General features: G+C 39.6%; 23 protein-coding genes. 14 read left to right on the top strand and 9 right to left on the bottom strand.

What is annotated here, in order from left to right:
- Positions 1-7: 7 nt before the first annotated feature.
- The 8 genes from H2677_RS01745 (at position 8) to H2677_RS01780 (ending at position 6,856) form a co-directional block, all read left to right on the top strand.
- Positions 8-838, top strand: coding sequence for an inositol monophosphatase family protein (locus H2677_RS01745; protein WP_004951734.1), 831 nt, complete (start codon positions 8-10; stop codon positions 836-838).
- A 450-nt stretch (positions 839-1,288) separates the two neighbouring features.
- Complete coding sequence (locus tag H2677_RS01750; protein WP_151722952.1) at positions 1,289-3,217, top strand: DEAD/DEAH box helicase; 1,929 nt, start codon at positions 1,289-1,291, stop codon at positions 3,215-3,217.
- 111 nt (positions 3,218-3,328) lie between these two features.
- Positions 3,329-3,544 (top strand): hypothetical protein, encoded by a 216-nt coding sequence (locus H2677_RS01755; protein WP_004951742.1) that lies wholly within the window; start codon positions 3,329-3,331, stop codon positions 3,542-3,544.
- Between the two features lie 95 nt (positions 3,545-3,639).
- Complete coding sequence (locus tag H2677_RS01760; RefSeq protein WP_004951744.1) at positions 3,640-4,458, top strand: ABC transporter ATP-binding protein; 819 nt, start codon at positions 3,640-3,642, stop codon at positions 4,456-4,458.
- Positions 4,455-5,231 carry a lipid asymmetry maintenance ABC transporter permease subunit MlaE gene (gene mlaE, locus H2677_RS01765; RefSeq protein WP_004909424.1) on the top strand — a complete coding sequence of 259 codons (777 nt, stop codon included), beginning with the start codon at positions 4,455-4,457 and terminating at the stop codon, positions 5,229-5,231. Before H2677_RS01760 ends, mlaE begins: the two co-directional genes overlap by 4 nt.
- Positions 5,231-5,905, top strand: coding sequence for an outer membrane lipid asymmetry maintenance protein MlaD (gene mlaD / locus H2677_RS01770; protein ID WP_004909422.1), 675 nt, complete (start codon positions 5,231-5,233; stop codon positions 5,903-5,905). Before mlaE ends, mlaD begins: the two co-directional genes overlap by 1 nt.
- A 19-nt stretch (positions 5,906-5,924) precedes the next feature.
- Positions 5,925-6,557: an MlaC/ttg2D family ABC transporter substrate-binding protein gene (locus H2677_RS01775; RefSeq protein ID WP_004909421.1), complete on the top strand. Its 633-nt coding sequence runs from the start codon at positions 5,925-5,927 to the stop codon at positions 6,555-6,557.
- An 11-nt stretch (positions 6,558-6,568) separates the two neighbouring features.
- Positions 6,569-6,856, top strand: a complete 288-nt coding sequence (locus tag H2677_RS01780) for an STAS domain-containing protein (protein ID WP_004964385.1) — start codon at positions 6,569-6,571, stop codon at positions 6,854-6,856.
- A 130-nt stretch (positions 6,857-6,986) separates the two neighbouring features.
- Here H2677_RS01780 and H2677_RS01785 read toward each other — a convergent pair whose 3' ends face one another.
- Together H2677_RS01785 and H2677_RS01790 are read right to left on the bottom strand one after the other, a co-directional pair.
- Positions 6,987-7,439 (bottom strand): hypothetical protein, encoded by a 453-nt coding sequence (locus H2677_RS01785; protein WP_228301660.1) that lies wholly within the window; start codon positions 7,437-7,439, stop codon positions 6,987-6,989.
- Between the two features lies 1 nt (position 7,440).
- Positions 7,441-8,454, bottom strand: a complete 1,014-nt coding sequence (locus tag H2677_RS01790) for a magnesium and cobalt transport protein CorA (protein ID WP_004909415.1) — start codon at positions 8,452-8,454, stop codon at positions 7,441-7,443.
- A 150-nt stretch (positions 8,455-8,604) separates the two neighbouring features.
- Here H2677_RS01790 and H2677_RS01795 point away from each other — a divergent pair, with 150 nt between their 5' ends.
- Together H2677_RS01795 and H2677_RS01800 are read left to right on the top strand one after the other, a co-directional pair.
- Entirely contained in the window at positions 8,605-9,189 is a 585-nt protein-coding gene (locus tag H2677_RS01795) for an LOG family protein (protein WP_125299073.1), read from the top strand.
- Between the two features lie 9 nt (positions 9,190-9,198).
- On the top strand, positions 9,199-9,585 hold the full coding sequence (locus H2677_RS01800; RefSeq protein ID WP_004909413.1) for an NUDIX hydrolase: 387 nt from the start codon (positions 9,199-9,201) through the stop codon (positions 9,583-9,585).
- Here H2677_RS01800 and H2677_RS01805 read toward each other — a convergent pair.
- The gene (locus H2677_RS01805; protein WP_129261571.1) at positions 9,575-10,234 is read right to left on the bottom strand and encodes a ComF family protein; all 660 of its coding nucleotides are present in this window, start codon (positions 10,232-10,234) and stop codon (positions 9,575-9,577) included. The genes H2677_RS01800 and H2677_RS01805 overlap by 11 nt on opposite strands.
- Positions 10,227-12,272, bottom strand: a complete 2,046-nt coding sequence (gene recG / locus H2677_RS01810) for an ATP-dependent DNA helicase RecG (protein WP_212639030.1) — start codon at positions 12,270-12,272, stop codon at positions 10,227-10,229. The genes H2677_RS01805 and recG overlap by 8 nt, the downstream gene beginning before the upstream one ends.
- A gap of 19 nt (positions 12,273-12,291) precedes the next feature.
- Here recG and H2677_RS01815 point away from each other — a divergent pair, with 19 nt between their 5' ends.
- Both H2677_RS01815 and H2677_RS01820 read left to right on the top strand, forming a co-directional pair.
- Positions 12,292-13,110 carry an NAD-dependent epimerase/dehydratase family protein gene (locus H2677_RS01815; RefSeq protein ID WP_212639031.1) on the top strand — a complete coding sequence of 273 codons (819 nt, stop codon included), beginning with the start codon at positions 12,292-12,294 and terminating at the stop codon, positions 13,108-13,110.
- A gap of 124 nt (positions 13,111-13,234) precedes the next feature.
- Positions 13,235-14,215, top strand: a complete 981-nt coding sequence (locus H2677_RS01820) for a putative solute-binding protein (protein ID WP_099948039.1) — start codon at positions 13,235-13,237, stop codon at positions 14,213-14,215.
- Between the two features lie 58 nt (positions 14,216-14,273).
- Here H2677_RS01820 and plsB read toward each other — a convergent pair whose 3' ends face one another.
- Positions 14,274-16,829, bottom strand: a complete 2,556-nt coding sequence (plsB, locus tag H2677_RS01825) for a glycerol-3-phosphate 1-O-acyltransferase PlsB (protein WP_005403257.1) — start codon at positions 16,827-16,829, stop codon at positions 14,274-14,276.
- 279 nt (positions 16,830-17,108) lie between these two features.
- On the opposite strand from plsB, the gene H2677_RS01830 reads away from it, so the two are divergent.
- Both H2677_RS01830 and H2677_RS01835 read left to right on the top strand, forming a co-directional pair.
- On the top strand, positions 17,109-17,981 hold the full coding sequence (locus tag H2677_RS01830; protein ID WP_004909395.1) for an acyl-CoA thioesterase: 873 nt from the start codon (positions 17,109-17,111) through the stop codon (positions 17,979-17,981).
- A 141-nt stretch (positions 17,982-18,122) separates the two neighbouring features.
- Complete coding sequence (locus H2677_RS01835; protein WP_099948040.1) at positions 18,123-19,364, top strand: dicarboxylate/amino acid:cation symporter; 1,242 nt, start codon at positions 18,123-18,125, stop codon at positions 19,362-19,364.
- A 59-nt stretch (positions 19,365-19,423) separates the two neighbouring features.
- On the opposite strand, the gene H2677_RS01840 is transcribed toward H2677_RS01835, so the two are convergent.
- From H2677_RS01840 to hmpA, 4 genes are all read right to left on the bottom strand, one after another.
- Entirely contained in the window at positions 19,424-20,368 is a 945-nt protein-coding gene (locus H2677_RS01840; protein WP_004951763.1) for a metal-dependent hydrolase, read from the bottom strand.
- A 128-nt stretch (positions 20,369-20,496) separates the two neighbouring features.
- Positions 20,497-21,273: a ribosome biogenesis GTP-binding protein YihA/YsxC gene (yihA, locus tag H2677_RS01845; protein ID WP_004951767.1), complete on the bottom strand. Its 777-nt coding sequence runs from the start codon at positions 21,271-21,273 to the stop codon at positions 20,497-20,499.
- Positions 21,274-21,351: 78 nt separating this feature from the next.
- Complete coding sequence (locus H2677_RS01850; protein WP_004951769.1) at positions 21,352-21,804, bottom strand: RrF2 family transcriptional regulator; 453 nt, start codon at positions 21,802-21,804, stop codon at positions 21,352-21,354.
- Between the two features lie 77 nt (positions 21,805-21,881).
- Positions 21,882-23,093: an NO-inducible flavohemoprotein gene (gene hmpA, locus H2677_RS01855; RefSeq protein WP_212639032.1), complete on the bottom strand. Its 1,212-nt coding sequence runs from the start codon at positions 23,091-23,093 to the stop codon at positions 21,882-21,884.
- Positions 23,094-23,166: the final 73 nt, after the last annotated feature.

Raw genomic sequence — 23,166 nt, forward strand, 5'->3', positions numbered from 1 at the left:
GTGTTCAATGGAACCTATGGTGGTTATGGCTGCGCGTGCGGCTCAAACAGTTGGTCAAGAGCTTTTAAAGGCACATCAAAATCGTCATAAACTCGATTTACAAGTTGAAGAAAAAGGCATTGATGGTCCAGTAACACGTGTTGATCGTTATTTGGAACAACTTACAATAGATACACTTCGCAAAAGCTATAAAAATCATAGCTTCCTAGGTGAAGAGTTTGGTATGCAAGAAGGTAAAGGTCACGACGCTGATTGGTGTTGGGTGATTGATCCTTTAGATGGTACTCAAAACTTTATCAATGGTTTCCCTCACTTTTGTATTTCTATCGCTGTACAACACAAAGGCGTGACACAACACGGTGTGATTTATGATCCAGTACGTGATGAGTTATTTTCAGCTAGTCGTGGTCGCGGTGCAGTGATGAATCAACGTCGTATTCGTGCAAATGTCAAAGATACTTTAGATAAAACATTCCTAGCAGTCGGTCATCCTTATCGCGCGAAGCGTAATGGTGAAATTGTTTCTTATGCAGAGCAACACTTTGCTTCGTTATTGGCAGTCACAAAATCTGGCGCTCAAATTCGTCGTGCAGGTTCAGCAGCTTTAGATTTGGCATATGTTGCTGCGGGTCGTTTTGATGGTTTCTTTGAATTAGGTTTAAAACCATGGGATATCGCTGCAGGCGAGTTAATTGTTAAAGAAGCGGGCGGTGTGGTTGTGGATGCTCGTGGTGGTAATGATTCAATGGAAAATGGTCAAGTCATTGCTTGCTCAATGAAAATGTTAAAACCACTAATGCAAGCGGTAGTTCCAGCATGGAGCGAAGCTGCAAAATAAATTTTAGATTAAAAAACCCTCAATAATTTGAGGGTTTTTTATTATGATCTGATAATAATGAAGGAGTTATTTTTATAATTTCATCTTCTTTAATCGGTCAGATACAAATAATAAAGGTAATCCAGTAGAAAAACCTATTAAAAAGGGTGACTTTTAAAATTATTCTGCTATAATCCGCCCACGCACTTAAATTCCAGTTCATTACCTGAACATTCAGTTCTATTCATATTATGCGCACGCTGTCCATAGAGAGGACCACATCTTGCGCCCAAATCGCTTAGCGATTCTTCAGGTTGAGGCAGTAATCAAGCGTGCGTTAGTCCACATCGTCGTTATTCGGATTGCCGCTGAATTTCATATATTTTCAGCTTGAGTCGCTTTGCCGCTTTTTGCCGATGTCTATTTTTTTGTATTTATTAAAATGGAGCACCCATTAGGGTGAAACTCTCTATGAGCAAAACTTTTGCCGAATTTTCTTTGCACGAAACCTTACAACAAGCCCTAGAAGGTTTAGGTTTTACTAGTCCAACTCCTGTGCAAGAACAAGCGATTCCAGCTGCGTTAGAAGGAAAAGATCTATTAGTTTCTAGCCAGACTGGTTCTGGTAAGACAGCAGCATTTTTACTCCCAACATTAAATGCTTTAACTGGTCAAGAAACTTTCGTGCCATTTAAAGAGCGCATGAAAGCGATTACCCAACCAAGCATTTTAGTTTTATGCCCAACGCGTGAATTGGCTCAACAAGTAAGCCAAGATGCGATTGCTTTTGTACGTCATATGAAAGGTGTTCGTATTGCAGCAATTATGGGTGGTATGCCTTTTGGTAAGCAAATTCAACAGCTTAAAGGCGCGCAAGTTATTGTTGCTACTCCAGGTCGTTTACTTGACTTGGTTAATCGTCGTCAATTGAAACTTGATAAAGTTGAATCTTTAATCGTCGATGAAGCTGACCGTATGCTTGATCTAGGTTTCTCTGAAGATCTAGAAGCAATTGGTGAGTTAGCTGCAAACCGTAATCAAACATTAATGTTCTCTGCTACTTTTGCTGATCGTATTATTCGTCTTGCTGAACGTATGATGAATGATCCACAACGTATCGCAATCGAAACAGGCCATAGTACTAATACTGATGTAACTCAAACTTTACATTGGACTGATGGTTTTGAGCATAAGAAAAAATTACTTACACACTGGTTATCTGACGAGTCAGTAGATCAAGCTGTTGTATTTGCAAGCACGCAAGAAGATACAGACATGCTTGCTGAAGAGTTAGCTGAAGCAGGTCACTCTGTAGTTGCGTTGCATGGTGCTATGCCACAAACAGTTCGTAACCGTCGTTTACGTAGTATTCGTGAAGGTCGTGCAAAAATCTTAGTTGCAACTGATGTTGCGGCACGTGGTTTAGACGTACCAACCATTTCTCACGTAATTAACTTCGGTTTACCGATGAAAAATGAAGACTATGTGCACCGTATTGGTCGTACAGGTCGTGCGGGTCGTACAGGTCAAGCGATTACACTTGCGACTTATCGTGAGCGTGGCAAAATCCGTGCTTTAGAAGATTATTTAGATGCACGTTTAAATGTGTCTGAAATTGAAGGTTTAGAGCCATCTCCACCTCCTGCACGTTCAGGTCGTGATGGCGGCGGTCGTGGTCGCGGTGGTCGTGATGGCGGCGGTCGTGGTCGTGGTGGTTTTGGTGGCGGTCGTCGTTTTGAAGGCGAAAGCAATTTCAAACGTCGTGAAGGTGGTGATGATCGTCCACGTCGTAGCTTCGATGATAAACCACGTGGTGAACGTCCATCATTTGGTGGTGAAGATCGTCCACGTCGCGAATTCAATTCTGATCGCCCACGTCGTGAAGGTGGTTTTGAAGACCGTCCACGTCGTAACTTTGATGATAAACCACGTGGTGAACGTCCATCATTTGGTGGTGAAGATCGTCCACGTCGCGAATTCAATTCTGATCGTCCACGCCGCGAAGGTGGTTTTGATGATCGTCCAAAGCGTACATTTGGTGGTGAAGATCGCCCACGTCGTGAATTCAATTCTGATCGTCCACGTCGTGAAGGTGGCTTCAACGATAAACCACGTTTTGACTCGAATGATGACAACCGTGGTAATCGCGTAGATTATAAACCACGTCGTGAAGGTAGCTTCGGTGATCGTCCAAAACGTGATTTTGGTGATCGTCCAGCACCTCAACGTGAAGGTGGCTTCGGTGACCGTCCAAAGCGTAGCTTTGGTGGTGAAGATCGTCCAAAACGTACATTCGGTGGTGAAGACCGTCCTAAGCGTAAATTTGGTGAAGATCGTCCAGTACGCGGTACACGTGAAGAAACTTTCGGTGGCGACCGTCGTCGTAAAAACGATTTCTAGTCGTTAAAAACCGATAAAATGAAGAAGCCAGTTGAAAAACTGGCTTTTTTATTGCTTGATATTCATGTAGAATCGGAAAAAATGTGTTCTAGTTCAAATTTTATATAAAAAATGAATAAGGTTAAGCAAAATAACAGTTTTGTTGCTCAAGCATGGTCTTTCGTTTGCAATGAAGGGCTACCGTGTCTATTTGTCATTCTCATGTTATGTAATGGATTATTCTTTGCATATGCATTATTTGATGAAAACAATTCTGATAGTTTTAATGCCAATAATACGATGCATGTTGCAAGTGAATCCGCGTCTAAGAATAACTACATAAATTAAATAATCTTGATACATCCCTTATCAAAATAAAAACAAGTGCTTAATCTTTCAGTGTATAGTATGCGTGCATAAAAAGTGCAGGAATGAATGCCCTTATGAATAATAAAACTCCTCGCGATACTGAAGCCTTAATTGAAGTTAAACACTTGAGCTTTAATCGAGGGGAACGTGTCATTTATGATGATGTTTGTCTCAAAATTCGACGTGGTCAGATTACTGCAATCATGGGGCCATCAGGTACAGGCAAGACAACACTATTAAGACTCATTGGTGGACAATTAACTCCTGATCGGGGTGAGGTTTTACTCGATGGTAAAAATATAGCTGCGATGTCTCGTTCTGAGCTATTTACTGCTCGTGCGCGTATGGGAATGTTATTTCAAAGTGGTGCGCTGTTTACTGATATGTCGGTATATGAAAATGTTGCATTTCCGATACGAGCTCATACGAAGTTACCTGAACATATCATTGCAGAACTTGTTGCCTTAAAGCTTGAATCTGTTGGTTTACGCGGTGCAGAACAATTAATGCCATCAGAACTTTCTGGAGGCATGAATCGTCGTGTTGCTTTAGCACGTGCGATTGCACTTGATCCAGAATTGATTATGTATGATGAACCTTTTGCTGGGCAAGACCCGATTGTGAAAGGTGTTTTAACTCGATTAATTCGTTCTTTACGTGAAGCATTAGATTTAACAACGATTATCGTATCGCACGATGTGGCAGAGACCTTATCGATTGCTGATTATATTTATGTTGTTGCTGAAGGTATAATTCAGGGTGAAGGTACACCTGAACAATTAGAAAATCATGCTTCACCATTTGTGCGCCAATTTTTAACAGGTTCAGCTGAAGGACCTGTCGAATATCAATTTACTCATCAAGCTTATTTAGATAACGAGGTTCGTCCATGAATACGATTGCCTGGTTAGGTAGACTCGTTATTGAGCGGGTGAAAGGCATTGGTGCAGCGTCACTAATGTTGATTCAGATTTTATTTTCAATGCCATCCAAAGGCGGATTTCAGCGTTTTATCTACCAAATGTACCGTGTCGGAGTGATGTCATTATTGATTATCTCTGTCTCTGGTTTATTCATTGGTTTGGTACTGGGTTTACAAGGCTATTCGATTTTGGTGAATGTCGGTAGTGAAGCAATGTTAGGGACGATGGTGTCTTTGACATTACTTCGTGAGCTTGCACCTGTAGTCGCCGCATTATTATTTGCAGGACGTGCTGGTTCGGCACTTACTGCTGAAATCGGTTCGATGAAACAGAGCGAACAGCTTGCCAGTATGGAAATGATTGGTGTTGATCCGTTAAAGCAAATCGTTTCACCACGTTTATGGGCAGGTATTGTAAGTTTACCGATGCTGACTGTCATTTTTGCTGCAATTGGTATTGTCGGTGGAAAATTAGTTGGCGTTGATTTCCTCGGAGTGGACGAAGGTTCATTTTGGGGTGGAATGCAAAGTAGTGTGCAATTTGGACATGATGTTGTTAATGGCATTATCAAAAGCGTAGTGTTCGCATTGATTTGTACATGGGTAGCGGTATATCAAGGTTATGCCTGCGATCCAACTCCAGAAGGTATTGCGACGTCGATGACGAGAACGGTCGTGTATTCTTCACTTTGTGTATTAGGTTTTGATTTCGTGTTGACTGCGGTCATGTTCGGAGGGATTTAATGAAATCACGTACTAGTGAGCTGGCCGTAGGTATTTTTGTCATTATCTTCGGTATCGCTCTATTTTTTCTTGCAATGAAAGTCAGTGGTTTAGTTGGCACAAATTTACGTGATAGCTACAGCATGACAGCGCAGTTTGACAATGTGAATGGTTTAAAACCACGTGCAAAAGTTACGATGAGTGGTGTAACGATTGGTCGTGTTGAATCTATTACATTAGACCCAATCACACGTTTAGCGACTGTGAAATTCGAATTGGATGGTAAGTTAACGAGCTTTAATGCTGAGCAGTTAAAAGAAGTGCAGAAGAATGCACTTGAAGAATTACGCTATAGCTCCGATTATCAACAAGCTGATGCTGCGAAACAAAAAGAAATGGAACAGCAACTGATTGGTAACATGACCTCCATCACGAGTCTGGACGAAGATGCTTATATAATGGTAGCAACCAATGGCTTATTGGGTGAAAAATATTTGAAAGTCGTACCAGGTGGTGGAGTCAACTACTTGAAACGTGGTGACGTCGTTTCAAACACTCAAGGCACAATGGATTTAGAAGATTTAATCAGTAAATTTATTACTGGCGGTGCGGGTAAATCCACATCAAGCTCATCAACAGAAAGTTCAGCTTCTCAACCTGCTACGGATGATGCAGAACCTTCGTTTGTTGAGTAATTCAGGTTAGGAGATTGAAGTGAATACATTATTGAAACAGACACTGACAGCAAGCGTATTATCGACAATGCTTGCGAGTGCCGCTTTTGCAGCGCCAAAAGAGACCCCACCTGATTTCGTAAAACGTGTTGCAGATGGCTTAATTACTCGTTTGAAAGCTGATAAACCGAAGTTGCAAAACAATCCAGCTTTGGTCAGAACGATTATCCGTCAAAATCTTGATCCATATGTAGATTCGCAAGCATTTACTCGTATCGTATTGGGTACTTATGCAAATAACCAATACACGAATGCTGCACAACGTGCTCAGTTTGAGAAAAACTTCCGTGAAGTGATTATCGAAAACTACGGCGGTGCTTTCGCGAAATATACTAATGAAAGTTATACAATGCGTCCGTTTAAGTCGACTAACAGCAAAAATCCTGTGGTGACTTTAGACTTTATGCATAATGGTGAGAAGATCCCTGTGTCATTCCAATTAACGGACAAAGGGGATCAATGGAAAGTGCGTAATATCAATGTTTCTGGTATTGATCTAGGCTTACAATTCCGTAACCAGTTTGCTGCTACAGTTCAGCGTAATGGTGGAAATATTGATAAAGCGATTGCGACCTTTAAACCAGATGCTGATGCAGCTGTAAATAAAAAATAAGTAGGTGACGGGTGATTCAATATATCGACCAACAACTCGTCGTTCCTAAGACGATTGATTTTGAAAATGCAGAGCAAGTTTATCAATCAGGTTTAGCATATATTCAGCAACATCAAAGTTTTCCTTTAGTTGTTGACCTTGCTCAGCTTGAAAATGGTAATACTTTATCTTTGGCTGTTTTGGTGCAATGGTTACGTCAAACTCCAGAGAGTAAAGGATTACATTTTAAAAATGTTTCTGAAAAGATGTTAAAGATCATCCAAGCTTGCCATCTACAAGATGACTTAAAGTTAATTTAATTGATTTTGTAGATTACAAAAAGAGAGCTATTTTAGCTCTCTTTTTTATTGGTATTATTTGGGATAAGCTGAAAAAAGAGCTTCGCAAGTTGGATATTTTTGATGTAGTTTTTTTAAATAAAAGCTTTCGTCATGTTCTAAAAAAACCATCTAGTAATCTGATAGATGATTCATTATTACAGCCTTTAATTCTTCTATTCCATGCGGTAAATGGTGCAATAGGAAGATCAATCGATATGGTATTTTCTTTGCAATCTAATAATGCTAAAGAGACAATTTGATATTTCTGGGGTGCATTATGATTTGATGGGTATGCTAAGCCCATAATTAAGTCATTCGTTTTTATCGTTTTAACTGGAAAGTCACTCATCCATTCTTTAGGTCTTGGTGAAATGATTTTAGATAACAAATTCTTAAATACAAAGTCAGGATGCTGTAATTTGAATTTAGTATGATTAATTGAATTGATCTTCTGAACAGACTTAACGCGGGCAATAAACACATCATTTGGGGAAAGCGGTGCGCAGGCAAAAGTTGTGGGTATCGAAAGAGTTATGCCTATACAAAGGAATAACCCTTTCATTTTATATCCATTTCTTCCATCTGAAGTAGACCATTGGTAGTACTAAGAAAGCCATTAATATGCCAGCGACGACGAGAAAGCTTAAACTTCCGTGAGCAAATGGTAATTCATCTGTATTCATCCCATAAATACTTGCAATCAGCATAGGTGGTGCAAGCATACTTGGTAAAATAGAGAATCGACGAATCGTGTCATTCTGTTCAGTGTTAATGAACCCAGAAGTGGTATCGAGTAAGAATCGTACTTTTTGGAATAAGAAAGCATCGTGCTCGACTAGTGAGCGTACATCCTCGCTTAATTCTCGAATATCTGCATCATAGATATGACTGCCTAATGCACGCGGGCGAGATAAAAAGGTAAGAACTCGACGCAAATCAATCAAACATAATTGTGCTTTTCCAAGCATATCTTCTTGTTGTGCTAGGCGTGTAATCATGTCATCTAGATCTAAGATCTTTTCACGATGATGATTATTGAGTACTTCTGTGGAGTATCTTTCTAAGTCTTTGTGGATATCTTCTAAGATATCCGCAAGTTCATCAAGCTTTGCTTCTAGTAACCCCAATAAGATCCACGTCGGATCTTTATAGTCCATATCATAGTCATTGCGACGCGCGCGGGCACGGAATGCACGGAAAGCGACGAGCTTCTCACCACGCATGGTAAATAAACGGTCTTTATGCAAAATAAATGCGACGGTTTGTACCATTGCAAGCATATGTGATGAGTCGTCAGTATCACCATCTACCTGATAATTTTTATTCTTTGTTAAAAAATATGTGCTGATATGCAAAATACCATCATCATCACGGTAAAATCGTGCGGATGAGGAAATGTCTTCAAGTGATTTGAGAGTAGGTAAGTTGCGCTCATAAGCATCAAGTACCCATTGTTGTTCTTCTTGTGATGGAGCGATTAAATCAATCCAAACTAATTCAGGATGCAGATCAAAACTCCCATTGATCGTTGCATCTTCTAGACTACCGCGCTCTGTGGCATAAAAGGCTTCAAGCATGTCTTTTTTCCTCGCGCAGTTTATGAAAGTCAGCGTGTATTTTAGACAAGGATTGAACTAAAAACACTTGCCTAAACGCTATTTTGTCAAAAATCTTGTTTCATAGCCTACTTTATCAGCATGACAGTTATATAAAACGGTTTTAATTGTATGAATTCTATATGTGTTTTTTGCGGTTCTTCTCTCGGTAATGATGTGGTTTATGAACAAATCACTCAAGCAACAGGTCAAATAATTGCTGAACAAGGTTTGACCCTTGTTTATGGTGGTGGTCGTTCTGGCTTAATGGGTGTGGTTGCCAATAGTGCGCTTGAAGCAGGTGGCAAAGTGATTGGTGTTATTCCTGAAGCTTTGGTTGATCGTGAGCTTGCGCATGCTGAACTTAGCGAACTATATGTTGTGAAAGATATGCATGAACGAAAAACCAAGATGGCTGAATTGGCAGATGGTTTTATTGCATTACCTGGCGGTGCAGGGACTTTGGAAGAAATTTTCGAGCAGTGGACATGGAATCAATTAGGGATTCACCAAAAGCCTTGTGCATTTTTAAATATTAATGGCTTTTATGATGATCTGATTAAAATGTTACAAGCTTCAGTTGAGCATGGTTTTAGCCAAGCTCGATTTGTAGATACCTTGATTGTGTCTGATAATATTCATGATATTTTAGCGGCATTTCAGAAATATCAACCCGCAGTTCCGAAATGGACGTCTCGCAATGAAATTCAAGCTTGAGGATAACCTTTGAAAACAATCACTGTCGCTGCTGCCGTTATCATGAATGACAAAAATGAGTTGTTATTGGTAAGAAAAAAGAACACGCGTGTGTTTATGCAAGTTGGCGGAAAGCTTGAACCCAATGAAGCGCCTGAAATAGCAATTCAGCGCGAAATTTTAGAAGAGATTGGGTCTACTTGTGACATCAAGCAGTATTTGGGGCGATATGAGACAGCAACAGCAAATGAACCTGATCATCAATTAATTAGCCATCTGTTTGTTGTCGAACTCCATCAACAACCTGAAATTGCGGCTGAAATCGCGGAAATGAAATGGATTGATTTGCATGAAGAGTCTATTTTGCTTGCACCATTAACTACCGAGGTTGTCATTCCTTGGTGTCTTAAGCAATAACATCATGATTTGCCTGTTTAACACCACCAGCGGCTAAACAGGCTGAGTATATATGTTGGCACCCCAACTGTTTTAATACTTGACTGAGGGCATTGATAGAGCTGCCTGTGGTCACGACATCATCAATAATCAGCACTTTTCTATAAATCAATTGAAGATGTGTTTTAGCGACAAATTGATCTTCTATATTTTCCAGTCGCTCTAAGCGGCTTAAACCTTTTTGAGAATGTTGGGCTAGTCGTTGCACGGGCTGCCATACTGGAATATTCAATACTTTGCTCAGTTCCTTAGCGATTAAAAGTGATTGATTGAAACCTCTTTCCATCAGTCGATCATTTGAAATAGGCATTGGTACGATGGCATGTACTTTTGGCAGCTTAAGTTCCAGTAATAGTCCGCTAAGTAATCGAAGATGATGTAACTGTTGCTCGTATTTAAATTGTTGAATGAGTTGGCTGATCGGATATTCATAATGACAGGCAATAAGTATATCTTGCTGATGTCGTTCGATTTTATGTTTTAACCATGGTAATTGTTGCCAGCAACTTTGACAAACACCATATTGTGCTCTGACACCAATATCGCATAAGTGACATGCTGTGAAATAATCAGCAACTTGTTGTGCTCCTCGGCTCAATAATTTAAACATAAGCGTATCGAGGTGCTTCAGGTAGCCAGCGTTTTAATAGTCCTTCAGCATGTTGTGGATAATCTTTGAGTAATTGTTCAGCAACATAATGTGCTTGGGTGAGCAAATGGTCATCACGTTCTAAGCGTGCGACACGAAACCCCATATCACCAGTTTGCTTGGTACCTAGTAATTCACCTGGACCACGTATTTCCAAATCTTTTTCAGCGATCACAAAGCCATCGTTGCTTTCACGCAAGATGGAAAGACGTTCTTGTCCATTTTGTGATAGTGGCGTTTTGTAGAGTAGAGCACAAAAACTAGCTGTTGCACCGCGACCAACTCGACCACGTAACTGATGTAATTGAGAAAGTCCAAGTCGTTCCGCATTTTCAATCACCATAATGGATGCATTGGGCACATCGACACCCACTTCAATCACGGTGGTGGCAATCAAAAGTTGTGACTGGTTGTCTTTAAAGGATTGCATGACAGCTTGCTTTTCATCAGCTTTCATTTTGCCGTGTACTAATCCCACATTTAGATCAGAGAAGCGTTCTTTAATTTCTTGAAAAGTTGCTTCTGCTGCTTGGGCATCCAAGGTTTCAGATTGTTCAACTAAAGTGCAAACCCAGTAGGCTTGTTTACCTTCACGACAGTTACTGGCGATACGTTGTAAGACCTCTTCTCGACGATCAAGAGGAATCGTGACAGTTTGAATCGGGGTTCGTCCAGGTGGTAGCTCGTCAATGATTGAGGTATCTAAATCACCATAAGCACTCATTGCGAGTGTGCGTGGAATAGGGGTCGCTGTCATCACTAGTTGATGTGGTGTAAATTGATCAACGCCTTTATTACGTAATGCAAGTCGTTGATCTACCCCAAAGCGGTGTTGTTCATCAATAATCACTAAGCCTAACTTCGAGAATTCTACATTGTCTTGGAATAGGGCATGCGTTCCGACAACGAGTTGTGAGTGACCTTCTTTAATTTCCTGCTCTGCTAAAGTTCGTGCTTTACCTTTTTGTTTACCTGAGAGCCAAGCTACTTTTATGCCTAAAGGCTCAAACCAACGTTTGAAATTTAAATAGTGTTGTTCAGCCAAGATTTCGGTGGGTGCCATCAGTGCCACTTGCCATTCAGCTTCTAAAGCATGGCATGCTGCAACGGCTGCAACCAATGTCTTACCTGCACCCACATCTCCTTGAACTAAGCGCAGCATGGGTTGATCTTGCTTCAGATCATGTAGAATTTCTTTAGAAACTCTTTTTTGTGCATTAGTCATCTGGAAAGGCAGAGCATCTAAAAGGCTCTTTGCTAAAACTTTGCTGCTGCTAAAGCGAGGTGCTGCTATTTGTCGAATATAAGCACGACGTGTAAGTAAGCTGATTTGATGCGCGACCAGTTCTTCAAAAATCAATCGTTGCTGTGCAGGATGTGAGCCTTGATTGAGTTGTACCATATTGGCATCAATCGGTGGTTCGTGAATATAGTGCAGAGCTTCTTTTAATTCGTAGCCATTACTGTATTTGGCGGGCAGTAATTCAGGTAAAGCATCGCTATGATGTTCTAGTGCTTGGCGAACATATTCACGCAACTTAGGTTGTGTTAGACCTTCCGTGCTTGGATATATCGCTGTTAACTGAGTTTTGGGTAATGCGGTATGTTGTTGAATGACTTGTATTTCGGGATGATAAAGTTCTAAGCCTCGTGCACCGACACGGACTTCACCAAAGATTCTTAAACGTGCGCCCGGTTTTATACGATCCGTTAAACCTTTATAAATATGATAAAAACGTAAGGTGACTTTGCCAAAATCATCTTGTAGCAACGCAGCAAAGGATTTCTTTTTTCCTGGTGGGAAATCAATAGATTTAACTTCCCCCTCAAGCAAATAACTACGTCCAACAACCAGCTGATTCATTGGAATAATAGTGCTACGATCTTCATAGTCACGCGGAAGATGAAACAGTAGATCATCCGTGCTAAAAATATGGAGCTTTTCTAGTAGGCTTGCTGCGGCAGCACCAACGCCTTGTAATTGCTGGACTGAAGTCATTTTTTGGTCAAGGATCGGTATGCATATTTTATTTATTGGTTATGGTAAAACATCTCAGCGTGTCGCTAAACACTTATTTGAGCAAGGCCACCACATTAGCACAATTAGCCGTACTGAAAAAACAGATCATTACGCAACACACCATATTCAAGATGCCCATCATCTTGATTTAAGTGAATTTGAACCAATCGATGTGGTATATGTGATTCTTTCACCAAGTGAAAGTGGAATTGATGCTTATCAACATATCTATGTCGATAGTGTGGAACCAATTGCTAAAGCTTTACAACATCATCCTGTCAAACGGATCATTATCGTCTCTTCAACACGCGTTTATGGTGAAAACTCAGGAGAGCTTGTGGATGATGAGTCTGATATACGTCCAATAGATGAACAAGGAGAGCTATTACGAAAAATGGAGTTATTATGGCAATCCTACTATCCACAACAGGCTGTGATTGTTCGTCCAACAGGTATTTATGGTGTATCCGTTGAGCGTTTAAAAAAGCTTGCCCAGCGTACACAGAGCTATCCGACGATTCACTTTAGTAATCGTATTCATATAAATGATTTAGCTCGATTTTTAGCTTTTTTGGCGACTTTGGGAAGTCCTGAATCAAGTTATATTCTCAGTAATAATAGACCTATAGCGATGCATGAAATTTTGCTTTGGTTTCAGCAAAAATTAGGTTTGAAACCATTGAAATTGGAGTCTGAACAGCACACTGGAAAGCGTATTTATGCGACTCGAATCGCTAAAACTGGTTTTGAATTTGACCATTTGATTTGCTTTAATGACTATGAAGCTGCGCTGTTCGTACATAGTAATGAAAAATAATTAGATTAAACTGCGATCATGATTGAAGAGTTGGTATGAATCTTGATAGATACTTACCAACACATTCCGTTAAGGAACTGCCTAAGTTTGCACGTGGTTTGCAGTGAGGCGTTGAAGGTTGTATATGAGAAAAATAATTTATTTAATTTTGCTGTTATTTATGGGAACAACAAGCTGGGCTGGTGAGCAGGTTTGGTGTGTGTTTGAGCCTTTGAGTTCCAAAGGCGATATCAGCCGTCGTCTGCAAGATATACGTTTGCATGCCATGCAAAGCCAAGTTCAATTAAAATTCAGTTATTTTAAAATTGAAAAAGATGCGATTCAGGCTTTTGAGCAAAATAAATGTACAGGTTTAGTCGCATCAAACTTTAATACCTACCGCTACAACTCATTTATGGGAAGCACTGGTGGAATTGGCTTAATTTCGAATAATCGTGTTGCACGAATGTTTTTGCAACTGATGAATAATTCGAATGTTGAAAAAAGAATGATCAGTTCGAAGTATGAAGTGGTTGGTATGATTCCGATCGGAACGGCATATATGATCATGAATACTCAACAGATCAGTAAAGTATCCCAACTCAAAAACAAGCGCATAGGGATTCTAGAAGATAACCCACCACAACAAGCTTTAGTTCAAAGTGTCGCTGCTAAAGCGACTTATGTTGATTTTTCAAATGCAATAGATTTATTTAAACAACATAAGATTGATATTCTAGCAGCGCCTGCTTATGGAATTTTGCCTTACAATCTCAAGAAAGAGTTTGGTGAAGCAACACAGGTTGTGAATTTCCCAGTTGCTTATTTTGCAATGAATATTGTGATTAAACCAAAATCATATCCTGCAAATTTTGGGCATCATGTTCGTACATGGTTTGTCAAAAATAGTAATGTATTAGCCGCACAGGCGATTCAATGGGAAAATCACTTGCCTGCTTATTACTGGGCGGATATTTCAGACTTTGAGAAACAAGGTTATGAAGCATTGGTTGTGAAAATCCGTAATCGTTATGTTGAACAAGGATACTACGATGCTTTTTTTGTAGAATTGATTAAACGACTTCGATGTATCGATGATCCAAAATATCTTGAATGTCGCAAATGACGCAAATAAAAAGCCAAATCTAAGATTTGGCTTTTTTGTTTCGAGATGAACGTTGAGATTATGCTTTCTTACGCTTTAGACGACGTTTCGCTTGTTGAGAAGCCATTGCTTCCAAAGCAGTAGCTAATTCTTCATCACTAAACGTAGTAATATGTTGCAGCATCTGTAAAGTGGTTTCATCTAGAACCAATTGAGCACCTGCAGCCATTTCACTAAAGTTATCATCATATTCGATGAAGCCTTGCTCGTTGTTGCGAATATAGTTTTGCTGAGTCAGAACTTTAATAAAGCTTTGGAATAGTGCCTTATCAAAGAATTCTGGCGAATTGAATTCATATAACACCGATAAGCGCTGACCTAATAAGTGGCTTAACTCCTCAACTTGTTTGGTTGAGATGTTGCCTGAGCCTCGCTGTGTGATCAGTGCCAACGTCATATAATAACGTTCAAGACTTTGTTTTACTGGCATTGCCAAGGTCAGTAATTTTTGGTGCTCTTCACTGTTTGGCGTAGGGCTAAATAAATTACCGTCATGGTCTTGGAAAATTAACCCAATTTGAACCAAAGCATTTACATAGCTGTCGATGTGTTGTTGCAATTCAGAAGCTTGCCACTTCATAAACAATTCAGCTTTTAAGAATGGATACAAAGTGCGAATTACATTACTTAAATCTAATTTATTGATCTTTCCATTGTGTTCCACTAAAGATGCAACAAGTGAAGGTAAAACAAAGGCATGCAAAATGTTGTTACGGAAGTAAGTCAACAATACCGCTTGATTGTCTTCGATCGCGATAATATCACCAAGCACATGGTGAACACGTTTGATCAGTTTTAATTTCAAGCCATAGGCAATAATTTCTTTGCCTGATAATGAAGTCACTTGAGTGCGTTCATCGTAAGGATGTTGAGTCGCTAAATCACGATAAATATCAAGCTGCTTAGCACAAATTTCTTCATCAAGCGTATGCTTCGGCGTTGCCAACAAAATCAGAGATAATAATGAAACAGGGTTAATGACAACTGCACGGTTAATATTTTCTAAGATTAGATTTGCTGAGCTAGAAACAACTTTCGAAATTTCAGCTGGAATAGGTGCATCATTTTTCTCGATTTGGATATTGTCTGCTTGATGCTGCTTCAAAATATCATCTAAGAAAACAGGCTCACCAAAATTCACATGTACCTTACCAAAAATACGTTCGATTTTGCGTAAGGTTTTTACGATACCAAAAATAGATTCTGCTTCTTTAGGCTTACCTTGCATCTCGCCAACGTAAGTTGAACCTTCCATTAAGCGTTCGTAACCGATATAGGTTGGTACGAATACAATTGGTTTGGCACGTCCACGTAGATGACCATGAATCGTCATGGCTAACATACCTGTTTTAGGTGGCAATAAGCGCCCCGTTCGTGAGCGTCCACCTTCAATAAAGTATTCAATCGGGGTATTGCGCGACAAAATACTGTAAAGATATTCTTTAAATACAGATGTATATAGTGCATTACCGCGGAAAGAACGACGAATAAAGAATGCACCACCACCACGAAGTAATTGACCTACAAATGGAAGATTGAGGTTGTCGCCAGCAGCAATATACGGAATCATCAAGCCGCGTTTATAAATCACGTATGACAATAATAAGTAGTCGATATGACTGCGGTGACACGGTGTGTAAATGATTTCATAGTCTTTTGCGAGTTCACGAACTGTACTGAAGTTATGAACTTCGACACCGTCATAAAGTTGTGTCCACAAACGCGTTAATGCCATATCAGCAAAACGAACAGCTGAAGCTGAGTAGTCTGATACGATTTCATTAACGTATCCGATAGCACGTCGTTCAGCTTCGAGCATACTGATTTTGTGTTGAATACTTTCACGACGGATTGCATCTTGAACATCACGAGATTTGACCACTGACTGCATGACGTTACGACGATCCGACAAGTCAGGGCCCAAAACAACTTCACGTTGTTGATCTAAATAAGTATCTAATGAGCTAGCGATATAAGTCGCAGGAGAGAGATTTGGGTGGTTGGTCTTGGCATAATCTACCAATTCTCTCAATGATTGAGGCTCATGGAATTCCAAATAAGACTGGCGACCATGTAAGCCGATATTCATAAGTTGTTTAACAGTACCTGGTGTTGCCCAAGTATCTGAAAATAGTAATTTGAACCAAGAATCTTCTTTATCAGGCGCACGTCCCCATAATACCGTAACAGGCACGAGTTCTATTTCAGTTTCAGGATGTTTTTCGAGTGCTTCAATAAGATGTAAAAGTTTGCTAGGAAAAGTTTGAGTATTAAAGTAATTATTTTCGTTATGATGAAGGAATAAGACTGAGTTCTTTTCCTGATATGATCCAAAACTCAATGGATCTAGTGCAGGTTTCAGATGAAGGCGACGGGTTTCACCATCGACAACAAGTGCATTACTACGTGAATAGTTTTGTAAAACATAGCATACAATTTTATTTGAATCGGTTGTATTCTGCTCTGTTTTGGTGGATTCTGTAGGAACTTCACCAAGAACATGTGGGGTAACCACAAGGTCAAGTAACTTACTCGAAAGTTGACGATACATTTGACCAAATCCAGTCTTGGACATTACAGACTCCTAAATAATAATCCTGACATATAGCCATGATGAACACGACATTCTGCGATATTCTTACATAAAACGATATGCTATTTTCTGACAAAATATAGCGTATTTGGTAGATTTTATCGTTAAAAATCGTATTTTTAGCGGTTATAAATAAGGATTAATGTGACGGACAAATCATTTTATCCTGAGCATCTTTATTGGAATTTGTGGCACAATCAAAATCATCAACTAATATAACAATTCGTTGATCTCTCCTGATTGATGTTGGAAGGTTATTACATGAATGCTTTGACTCAAGAACTCGTTGAACTTTTGACCTTAGAAAGAATAGAAGATCATATCTTTCGGGGTAACAGCCGCAATTTGGTTGGTAAACGAGTATTCGGTGGACAGGTTCTTGGTCAAGCATTAAGAGCTGCTTCGTATACTACTGATCGTCCTGCACATTCGTTGCATGCTTACTTCTTATATGGTGGAGATGTAAATGCACCCATTATTTATGAAGTTGATCCATTGCGTGATGGAAAAAGTTTTGCAAGTCGTCAAGTGCGAGCAATTCAACATGGGCGTACAATTTTTTCTGCGATGGTATCTTTTGCCAATCCTGAAGAAGGTTTGAACTATCAACATAAAGAGCCTGAATATCCTGCTCCAGAAGCACTGAAATCAGAAAAAGAACTAAAAGAAAGTATGTTGAATTTCGTGCCTGAAAATGTTCGCGCCAGCTTTATGCGTGAACGTCATGTTGAAATTAAACCGATTCAGCCTATGAATCCGTTTCAACCTCAGCCGGAAGCTCCTTTTTACGCACACTATATTCGTACTCATGATCGAATCCCATCGAACATTGATGAAATTTCACTTCATCAAGCGATTGTTGCGTTTTATTCTGACTTTACCTTGATGACAACAGCATTGCGTCCTCATGGTCTGTCTTGGATTTCCCCAAATCTACAATGTGCCAGTATTGATCATACGATTTATTTCCATCGACCTCTGCGTGCAGATGATTGGATGTTGTATGACATGGAGGCAACGATTAGTGCAAGTTCTCGTGGCTTGAACTTTGGAAAAATGTGGCAAAACGGACAATTAGTCTGTAGTACAGTACAAGAAGGTTTGATTCGGCTCAGAGAAATAGAAACGCAATAATGTGAAATTATTCTGCATGAAATCGTATTAAAGCCATCATTATGATGGCTTTTTTGTCATAAGCTTGTGACAAAAAATTGCTCGATTCTTAGATTTGAGCGTGCCATAGTAGCTGTACTGCATTCATTTTTAATACTCACAATGAATTTAAATACCCAAATTTTAATTGCAGCTATCGCGGGAGTAGGGTTAGGACTTTTATTGACTAGCTATCCTCAGGCTGATTTTGCTCAAACAACTTTATATGTTTTAGGTATTTTAAGTAGCATTTTTATTGGTTTGTTAAAGATGTTGCTGATCCCTTTGATATTTAGTTCTATCGTTGTAGGGGTTTCAAATTTACAAGCTGGAGGTGAGTTCGGTCGAGTTTGGAAGATTACCGCCTTGAGTTGTGTGACCACTACAACGCTTGCACTGATCTTAGGAATTGGCTGTGCACATCTTTTTGATGTTGGTAAGGGCGTTGATATCACACTTTTTCAGTCAGCAATGCAAAATCATCAAACGCCTGATACGCTTACACCTTCTAGTTTTCTTACCAATTTTATTCAAAATACCTTAATCAATCCTTTTAAAGCATTTAGTGAAGGGAATGTACTCGCTGTTGTGGTTTTTGCACTTTTCTTAGGCGTTGCTCTCGTTAAAGGTGGTGAGCGTTTTAATACAGTTCGTCAACTCAGCCAACAATTCTTTGAAATGATGATGATGCTTGTCAGTTGGGTAATGAAACTCGCGCCGCTTGGGATTTTTGCATTATTGGCGAAGTTGATTGCGACTGAGGATTTATCTGTATTAAGTCGTCTTGCTGAGTTTGCATTTGTGGTGACTGGAACAACGATTTTTCATGGTTTAGTAGTTTTGCCTACACTGCTTTGGATTTTTGGAAAAATGAATCCTCTGACGTTCTTCAGAGGTGCGCGAGCTGCATTGGTGACGGCATTTGCAACAAGCTCTAGTTCTGCGACCATGCCACTGAGTATGCGTTGCGCACAAGAGAATTTAGGGGTAAGGCCGCAAACGGCAGGCTTTGTAATTCCTTTGGGTACGCAGTTAAATATGGACGGTACAGCACTTTATGAGGCTGCAGCTGCACTTTTTATTGCCAATTTGATGGGTTTGGATTTAACCCTAACCCAACAGTTTATCGTCTGTCTCACCGCAATGATTGCATCATTAGGTGCGCCGGGAATTCCAAGTGCAGGCATGGTAACGATGATAATGGTGTTGCAATCAGTCGGTTTACCTGCGGAAGCGATTGCAATTTTACTGCCGATAGATCGTTTGCTGGATACCGTTCGAACTGTAGTTAATGTACAGGGAGATATGATGATCAGTGTGGTTGTCGATCGTTATGCAAAGCAAACGGAAATAGAGCCAAGTTAATCGAGTTGTACGGACATAAAAAAAGCAGGAGAAAACTCCTGCTTTTTCTTTCTCTTCACTTATGCAGCATGTTGTAGTGCACGCTTAGCAGCAGGTGAATTATTTAAATAATTCACAGCATCTTGGGTACTTCCTTCTTTCACAGGATCATACCAAGGCATCAAATAATCAATTTGTTGTGATACTAACCAGATTGGATTTGGAAGAATTTGATTGTCTTTACGACCAATCTTATACCATTCCAACCATATCCAAGGTTTGAATATACTTGGTTTTTTATCTGCAAAACGAGGATCTTGGCTCATGATGTGAGCAGCACCATCTACCCACAAACCAAGTACCAGAACGATTACCGCAACGCTGAGGTAGTAACGTGCAATATAGCTACCACCTAAATGACGATAAAGATCAAATGCTACGGTACGGTGTTCGATTTCTTCAGAACCATGCCATTTAATTAAATCGATCATCTCAGGATCAGCCCCAAGTTCTTCCCAACGTTTGTTGTAGAGTGCGTATTTACCAAGAACACACGTCATGTGCTCAACGGTTGCAATCACACCTAGACGGAATAAATCCCATTGATGATCTAATATTTTAGGAACTTCTTTACCAAAAGGCTTATCAGCTAAAGCTTTGGTAAATAAGAAATCCATGATGTCTAAGTTGCGTTGAATATCGATGTTGCGTTGGCTGAGATATTCTTTATTCGCAGAGGTATGAGCAACAGCATGCATCGCTTCTTGACGAATAAAAGCTTGTACATCTTCTTTTAATTTTTCATCAGTGATTTCAGGAAGTACTTTGTTGTACAAACGACAAAACCAGAACTCACCAGCAGGCAAAATATTATTAATTTCGTTAATAAAATAGCTAGCAAAAGGTTGATTTGGAATCCAATCTACAGGGGTTTTTTCCCAATCAAATTTTACTTTTCGAGGGAGAATTTTATAGTCAATCGAAGAACCAAGAACTTTGTTCTTCACAAATGATAGTAATTTCATCTTTAGTCCTAATCGATAGTGCAATGAACCAACACTAAGCAGTATATGAAAACTACCTAGTGTTTGTGTTTAGCAATTCAGGACAATTAAAAATTATTTTATGCATCAAGTTGCATGAAATGCATAATTTATTCTTTATCGTCAGTTTCTGATGCTTCTGGGATTTGATCGAGGTCAAATTCCACCGTTTGATCAAGTGTGTAATTTAAACGACCACCCATTACACTCGCTAACTCCTCTAGACCAATACGGTTAAGAGAAGAGAATAGTTGTATTGAGAAGTCGAGCTTCATTTTTTTCAATTGTTGTTTAACGTCGAGCAAGGTTTTATTTGCTGGACCTCGATTCAGTTTATCCGCTTTAGTGAGAAGAATATGAACAAACAAATGACGAGAATGCGCCCATTCCAACATCATTAGATCAAAGTGTTGTAAAGGATGGCGGATATCCATCAATAAAACTAAGCCTTGTAAGCTTTTGCGATGAATCAAATAATTTTCTAGTTCTTTTTGCCAAACAATTTTCATTGCTTCTGGTACAGCGGCATAGCCATAACCAGGTAAGTCTACCAAACGTTGATCAGGATTACCCAAGCTAAAAAAGTTGATCATTTGGGTACGACCTGGTCTTTTTGAAGCACGTGCCAATTGCTTTTTATTGGTTAAGGCATTAATTGCACTAGATTTTCCCGCATTTGAACGACCTGCAAATGCAATCTCATAGCCTGTATCTTCAACGCACAAAGCAAGTTTTGGTGCACTCATTAAAAATTCAGCTTGGCGTAACCAATTCAAAGACTGTACTGCATAAGCGGTTAATGCAGGATCAGTCTTTTTCTCATAACTGATTTTTTCTTTAGGTGCGAGTCTAGCTTTGGTGTCTTTCGATTTTTCACTACGGTGCATAGAAGCTTACTTTTGAATTTGAATAGCAATAAGCATTATAAAGGATGTATTGGATTCGTGCGAATCTTCATCCTAAATCTAAGCTTTTTGAACCAGTTCTAAGAATGTAATATCTGATCGAGTGGAAGATGGGAGTATGCCGTGTTGAACCACTTCACCCAAAGTATATTGATCTAAGCTTTGATAAAAGCTTTCAAGTGCTTGATCAAGAATACCTTTCAGACCACATTGAGAGCGCAAGACACAAGGGGGGGTATTGCATTCCACAATTTGCTGATGACCTTGTAAAACACGGACAATTTCACCAAGTCGAAGTGTCCGTGCTGACGGATTTAATCGAATTCCACCGCCTTTGCCTCGTGTAGTAACAATCCATTGTTGTTTACCCATGAAATGTACAATTTTAACGAGGTGGTTTTGTGAAACATGCAAATCTTTTGCAATATCAGCAATAGTGTAAGGTATCTCGCTCGGACGGGCGACATACATCAGGATTCTGAGTGCATAATCTGTAAATTTATTGAGTTGCATTGTTTCACTCAATCTATTGCGATAAATAGAAAAGGCTAGTCTATCATAGGCTAGCCTTATACAAAACGCAGCATTAATTAGCTAAGTTTTACACCACCTGTGCCAAATGCTTCGCTATGAATATTTTCAGCAGGAATGCCTCGTGCAACAAGTGCTTTGTGTTGTTCAGCCATAAATGGCATCGGACCACATAAATAATAATCAGCAGTTGTTGGCAATAGTGCTGCATCCATAGACGCTAAATCTAAACGACCGGCTGCTTCATAATCCACGCCTAATACATCCCCATCATGCGGAAATTCATATGTCGTAAATGTGCTTAGACGAGGGAATTTAGCTTTAAGATCATGAATATGTTGTTTCATAGCATGAACTTGACTGCTACGACATGCATGTATAAACGTTACAGGTTGTGGCATATCTAAAGTAACCAATTGATTCAGCATAGCAATCATTGGGGTTAAACCTACACCACCACTGATAAATACATTACGTTTCTTACTATCTATCAGATAAAAGTTACCTGTAGGAGCAGAAACTTCGATTTCAGAACCTTCCGCTAAACTATGTAATGTATTTGATACCCAGCCTTCAGCAAGCTCACCTTTCGCATCTTCACGTTTTACTGAAATACGCAAATAATCTGCTTGTGGGCTTGTTGATAAAGTGTATTGACGAGGTTGTCTCAAATTGAGTTCTGGGACAAAAACACGTACTGAAATATATTGGCCAGCTTCGTAGTTTGGTAAATCACCGCCATCGACAGGTGCTAAATAAAACGACGTAATTTCGTCACTTTCAATCACTTTTTTAGCGATTTTAAAATTACGCCACCCTAACCAACTGCCTTTAGTTTGTTGATGTTGGTCGTAGATCGCTTTTTCAGTGCTGATAAACAAATCTGCTAGTTGTCCATAAGCGGCAGCCCATGCCGCAATCAAGGGATCTTCCATTGAGATATTCAGTACTTCACTGATCGAATGTAATAAATTTTCACCCACAATACTGTAATCAGGTGCTTGGATATTGAGACTGACATGTTTATGAGCGATCAGTTCCACCACAGGCAAAAGCACAGATGGATTTTCAATATTTTCTGCGTACGCTAAAACAGCTCCTGCGAGTGCTTGAGCTTGAGCACCACTGCGTTGATGACCCATGTTAAAGGTTTCTTTGAGCGCAGGATTATTTCCTAACATACGATTATAGAAATAACCTGTTAATGCGACACCATTTTCACGTAAGACAGGAACAGTTGCTTTTACGAGTTCAATTTGCTGTGGAGTCATGAGTGATCTCTCTGGACTATCATTTTATAAGATATATTTAAAATACATCTTATAAAATGTATTTGCAATACAT

The organism is Acinetobacter junii (genome assembly GCF_018336855.1).
In the GTDB taxonomy this organism is placed as follows: domain Bacteria; phylum Pseudomonadota; class Gammaproteobacteria; order Pseudomonadales; family Moraxellaceae; genus Acinetobacter; species Acinetobacter junii.

Excerpts from the sequence above, each read along its gene's own strand:
- H2677_RS01830 (WP_004909395.1), top strand. The coding sequence starts at position 17,109 with ATGAATGCTTTGACTCAAGAACTCGTTGAACTTTTGACCTTAGAAAGA.
- H2677_RS01790 (WP_004909415.1), bottom strand. The coding sequence starts at position 8,454 with ATGCTTGAAGCCTTTTATGCCACAGAGCGCGGTAGTCTAGAAGATGCA.
- H2677_RS01750 (WP_151722952.1), top strand. The coding sequence starts at position 1,289 with ATGAGCAAAACTTTTGCCGAATTTTCTTTGCACGAAACCTTACAACAA.
- H2677_RS01785 (WP_228301660.1), bottom strand. The coding sequence starts at position 7,439 with ATGAAAGGGTTATTCCTTTGTATAGGCATAACTCTTTCGATACCCACA.
- yihA (WP_004951767.1), bottom strand. The coding sequence starts at position 21,273 with ATGCACCGTAGTGAAAAATCGAAAGACACCAAAGCTAGACTCGCACCT.
- H2677_RS01820 (WP_099948039.1), top strand. The coding sequence starts at position 13,235 with ATGAGAAAAATAATTTATTTAATTTTGCTGTTATTTATGGGAACAACA.
- H2677_RS01850 (WP_004951769.1), bottom strand. The coding sequence starts at position 21,804 with ATGCAACTCAATAAATTTACAGATTATGCACTCAGAATCCTGATGTAT.
- plsB (WP_005403257.1), bottom strand. The coding sequence starts at position 16,829 with ATGTCCAAGACTGGATTTGGTCAAATGTATCGTCAACTTTCGAGTAAG.
- hmpA (WP_212639032.1), bottom strand. The coding sequence starts at position 23,093 with ATGACTCCACAGCAAATTGAACTCGTAAAAGCAACTGTTCCTGTCTTA.
- mlaD (WP_004909422.1), top strand. The coding sequence starts at position 5,231 with ATGAAATCACGTACTAGTGAGCTGGCCGTAGGTATTTTTGTCATTATC.
- H2677_RS01795 (WP_125299073.1), top strand. The coding sequence starts at position 8,605 with ATGAATTCTATATGTGTTTTTTGCGGTTCTTCTCTCGGTAATGATGTG.
- recG (WP_212639030.1), bottom strand. The coding sequence starts at position 12,272 with ATGACTTCAGTCCAGCAATTACAAGGCGTTGGTGCTGCCGCAGCAAGC.
- H2677_RS01840 (WP_004951763.1), bottom strand. The coding sequence starts at position 20,368 with ATGAAATTACTATCATTTGTGAAGAACAAAGTTCTTGGTTCTTCGATT.
- H2677_RS01815 (WP_212639031.1), top strand. The coding sequence starts at position 12,292 with ATGCATATTTTATTTATTGGTTATGGTAAAACATCTCAGCGTGTCGCT.
- H2677_RS01805 (WP_129261571.1), bottom strand. The coding sequence starts at position 10,234 with ATGTTTAAATTATTGAGCCGAGGAGCACAACAAGTTGCTGATTATTTC.
- H2677_RS01760 (WP_004951744.1), top strand. The coding sequence starts at position 3,640 with ATGAATAATAAAACTCCTCGCGATACTGAAGCCTTAATTGAAGTTAAA.
- H2677_RS01745 (WP_004951734.1), top strand. The coding sequence starts at position 8 with ATGGAACCTATGGTGGTTATGGCTGCGCGTGCGGCTCAAACAGTTGGT.
- H2677_RS01835 (WP_099948040.1), top strand. The coding sequence starts at position 18,123 with ATGAATTTAAATACCCAAATTTTAATTGCAGCTATCGCGGGAGTAGGG.
- H2677_RS01755 (WP_004951742.1), top strand. The coding sequence starts at position 3,329 with ATGAATAAGGTTAAGCAAAATAACAGTTTTGTTGCTCAAGCATGGTCT.
- mlaE (WP_004909424.1), top strand. The coding sequence starts at position 4,455 with ATGAATACGATTGCCTGGTTAGGTAGACTCGTTATTGAGCGGGTGAAA.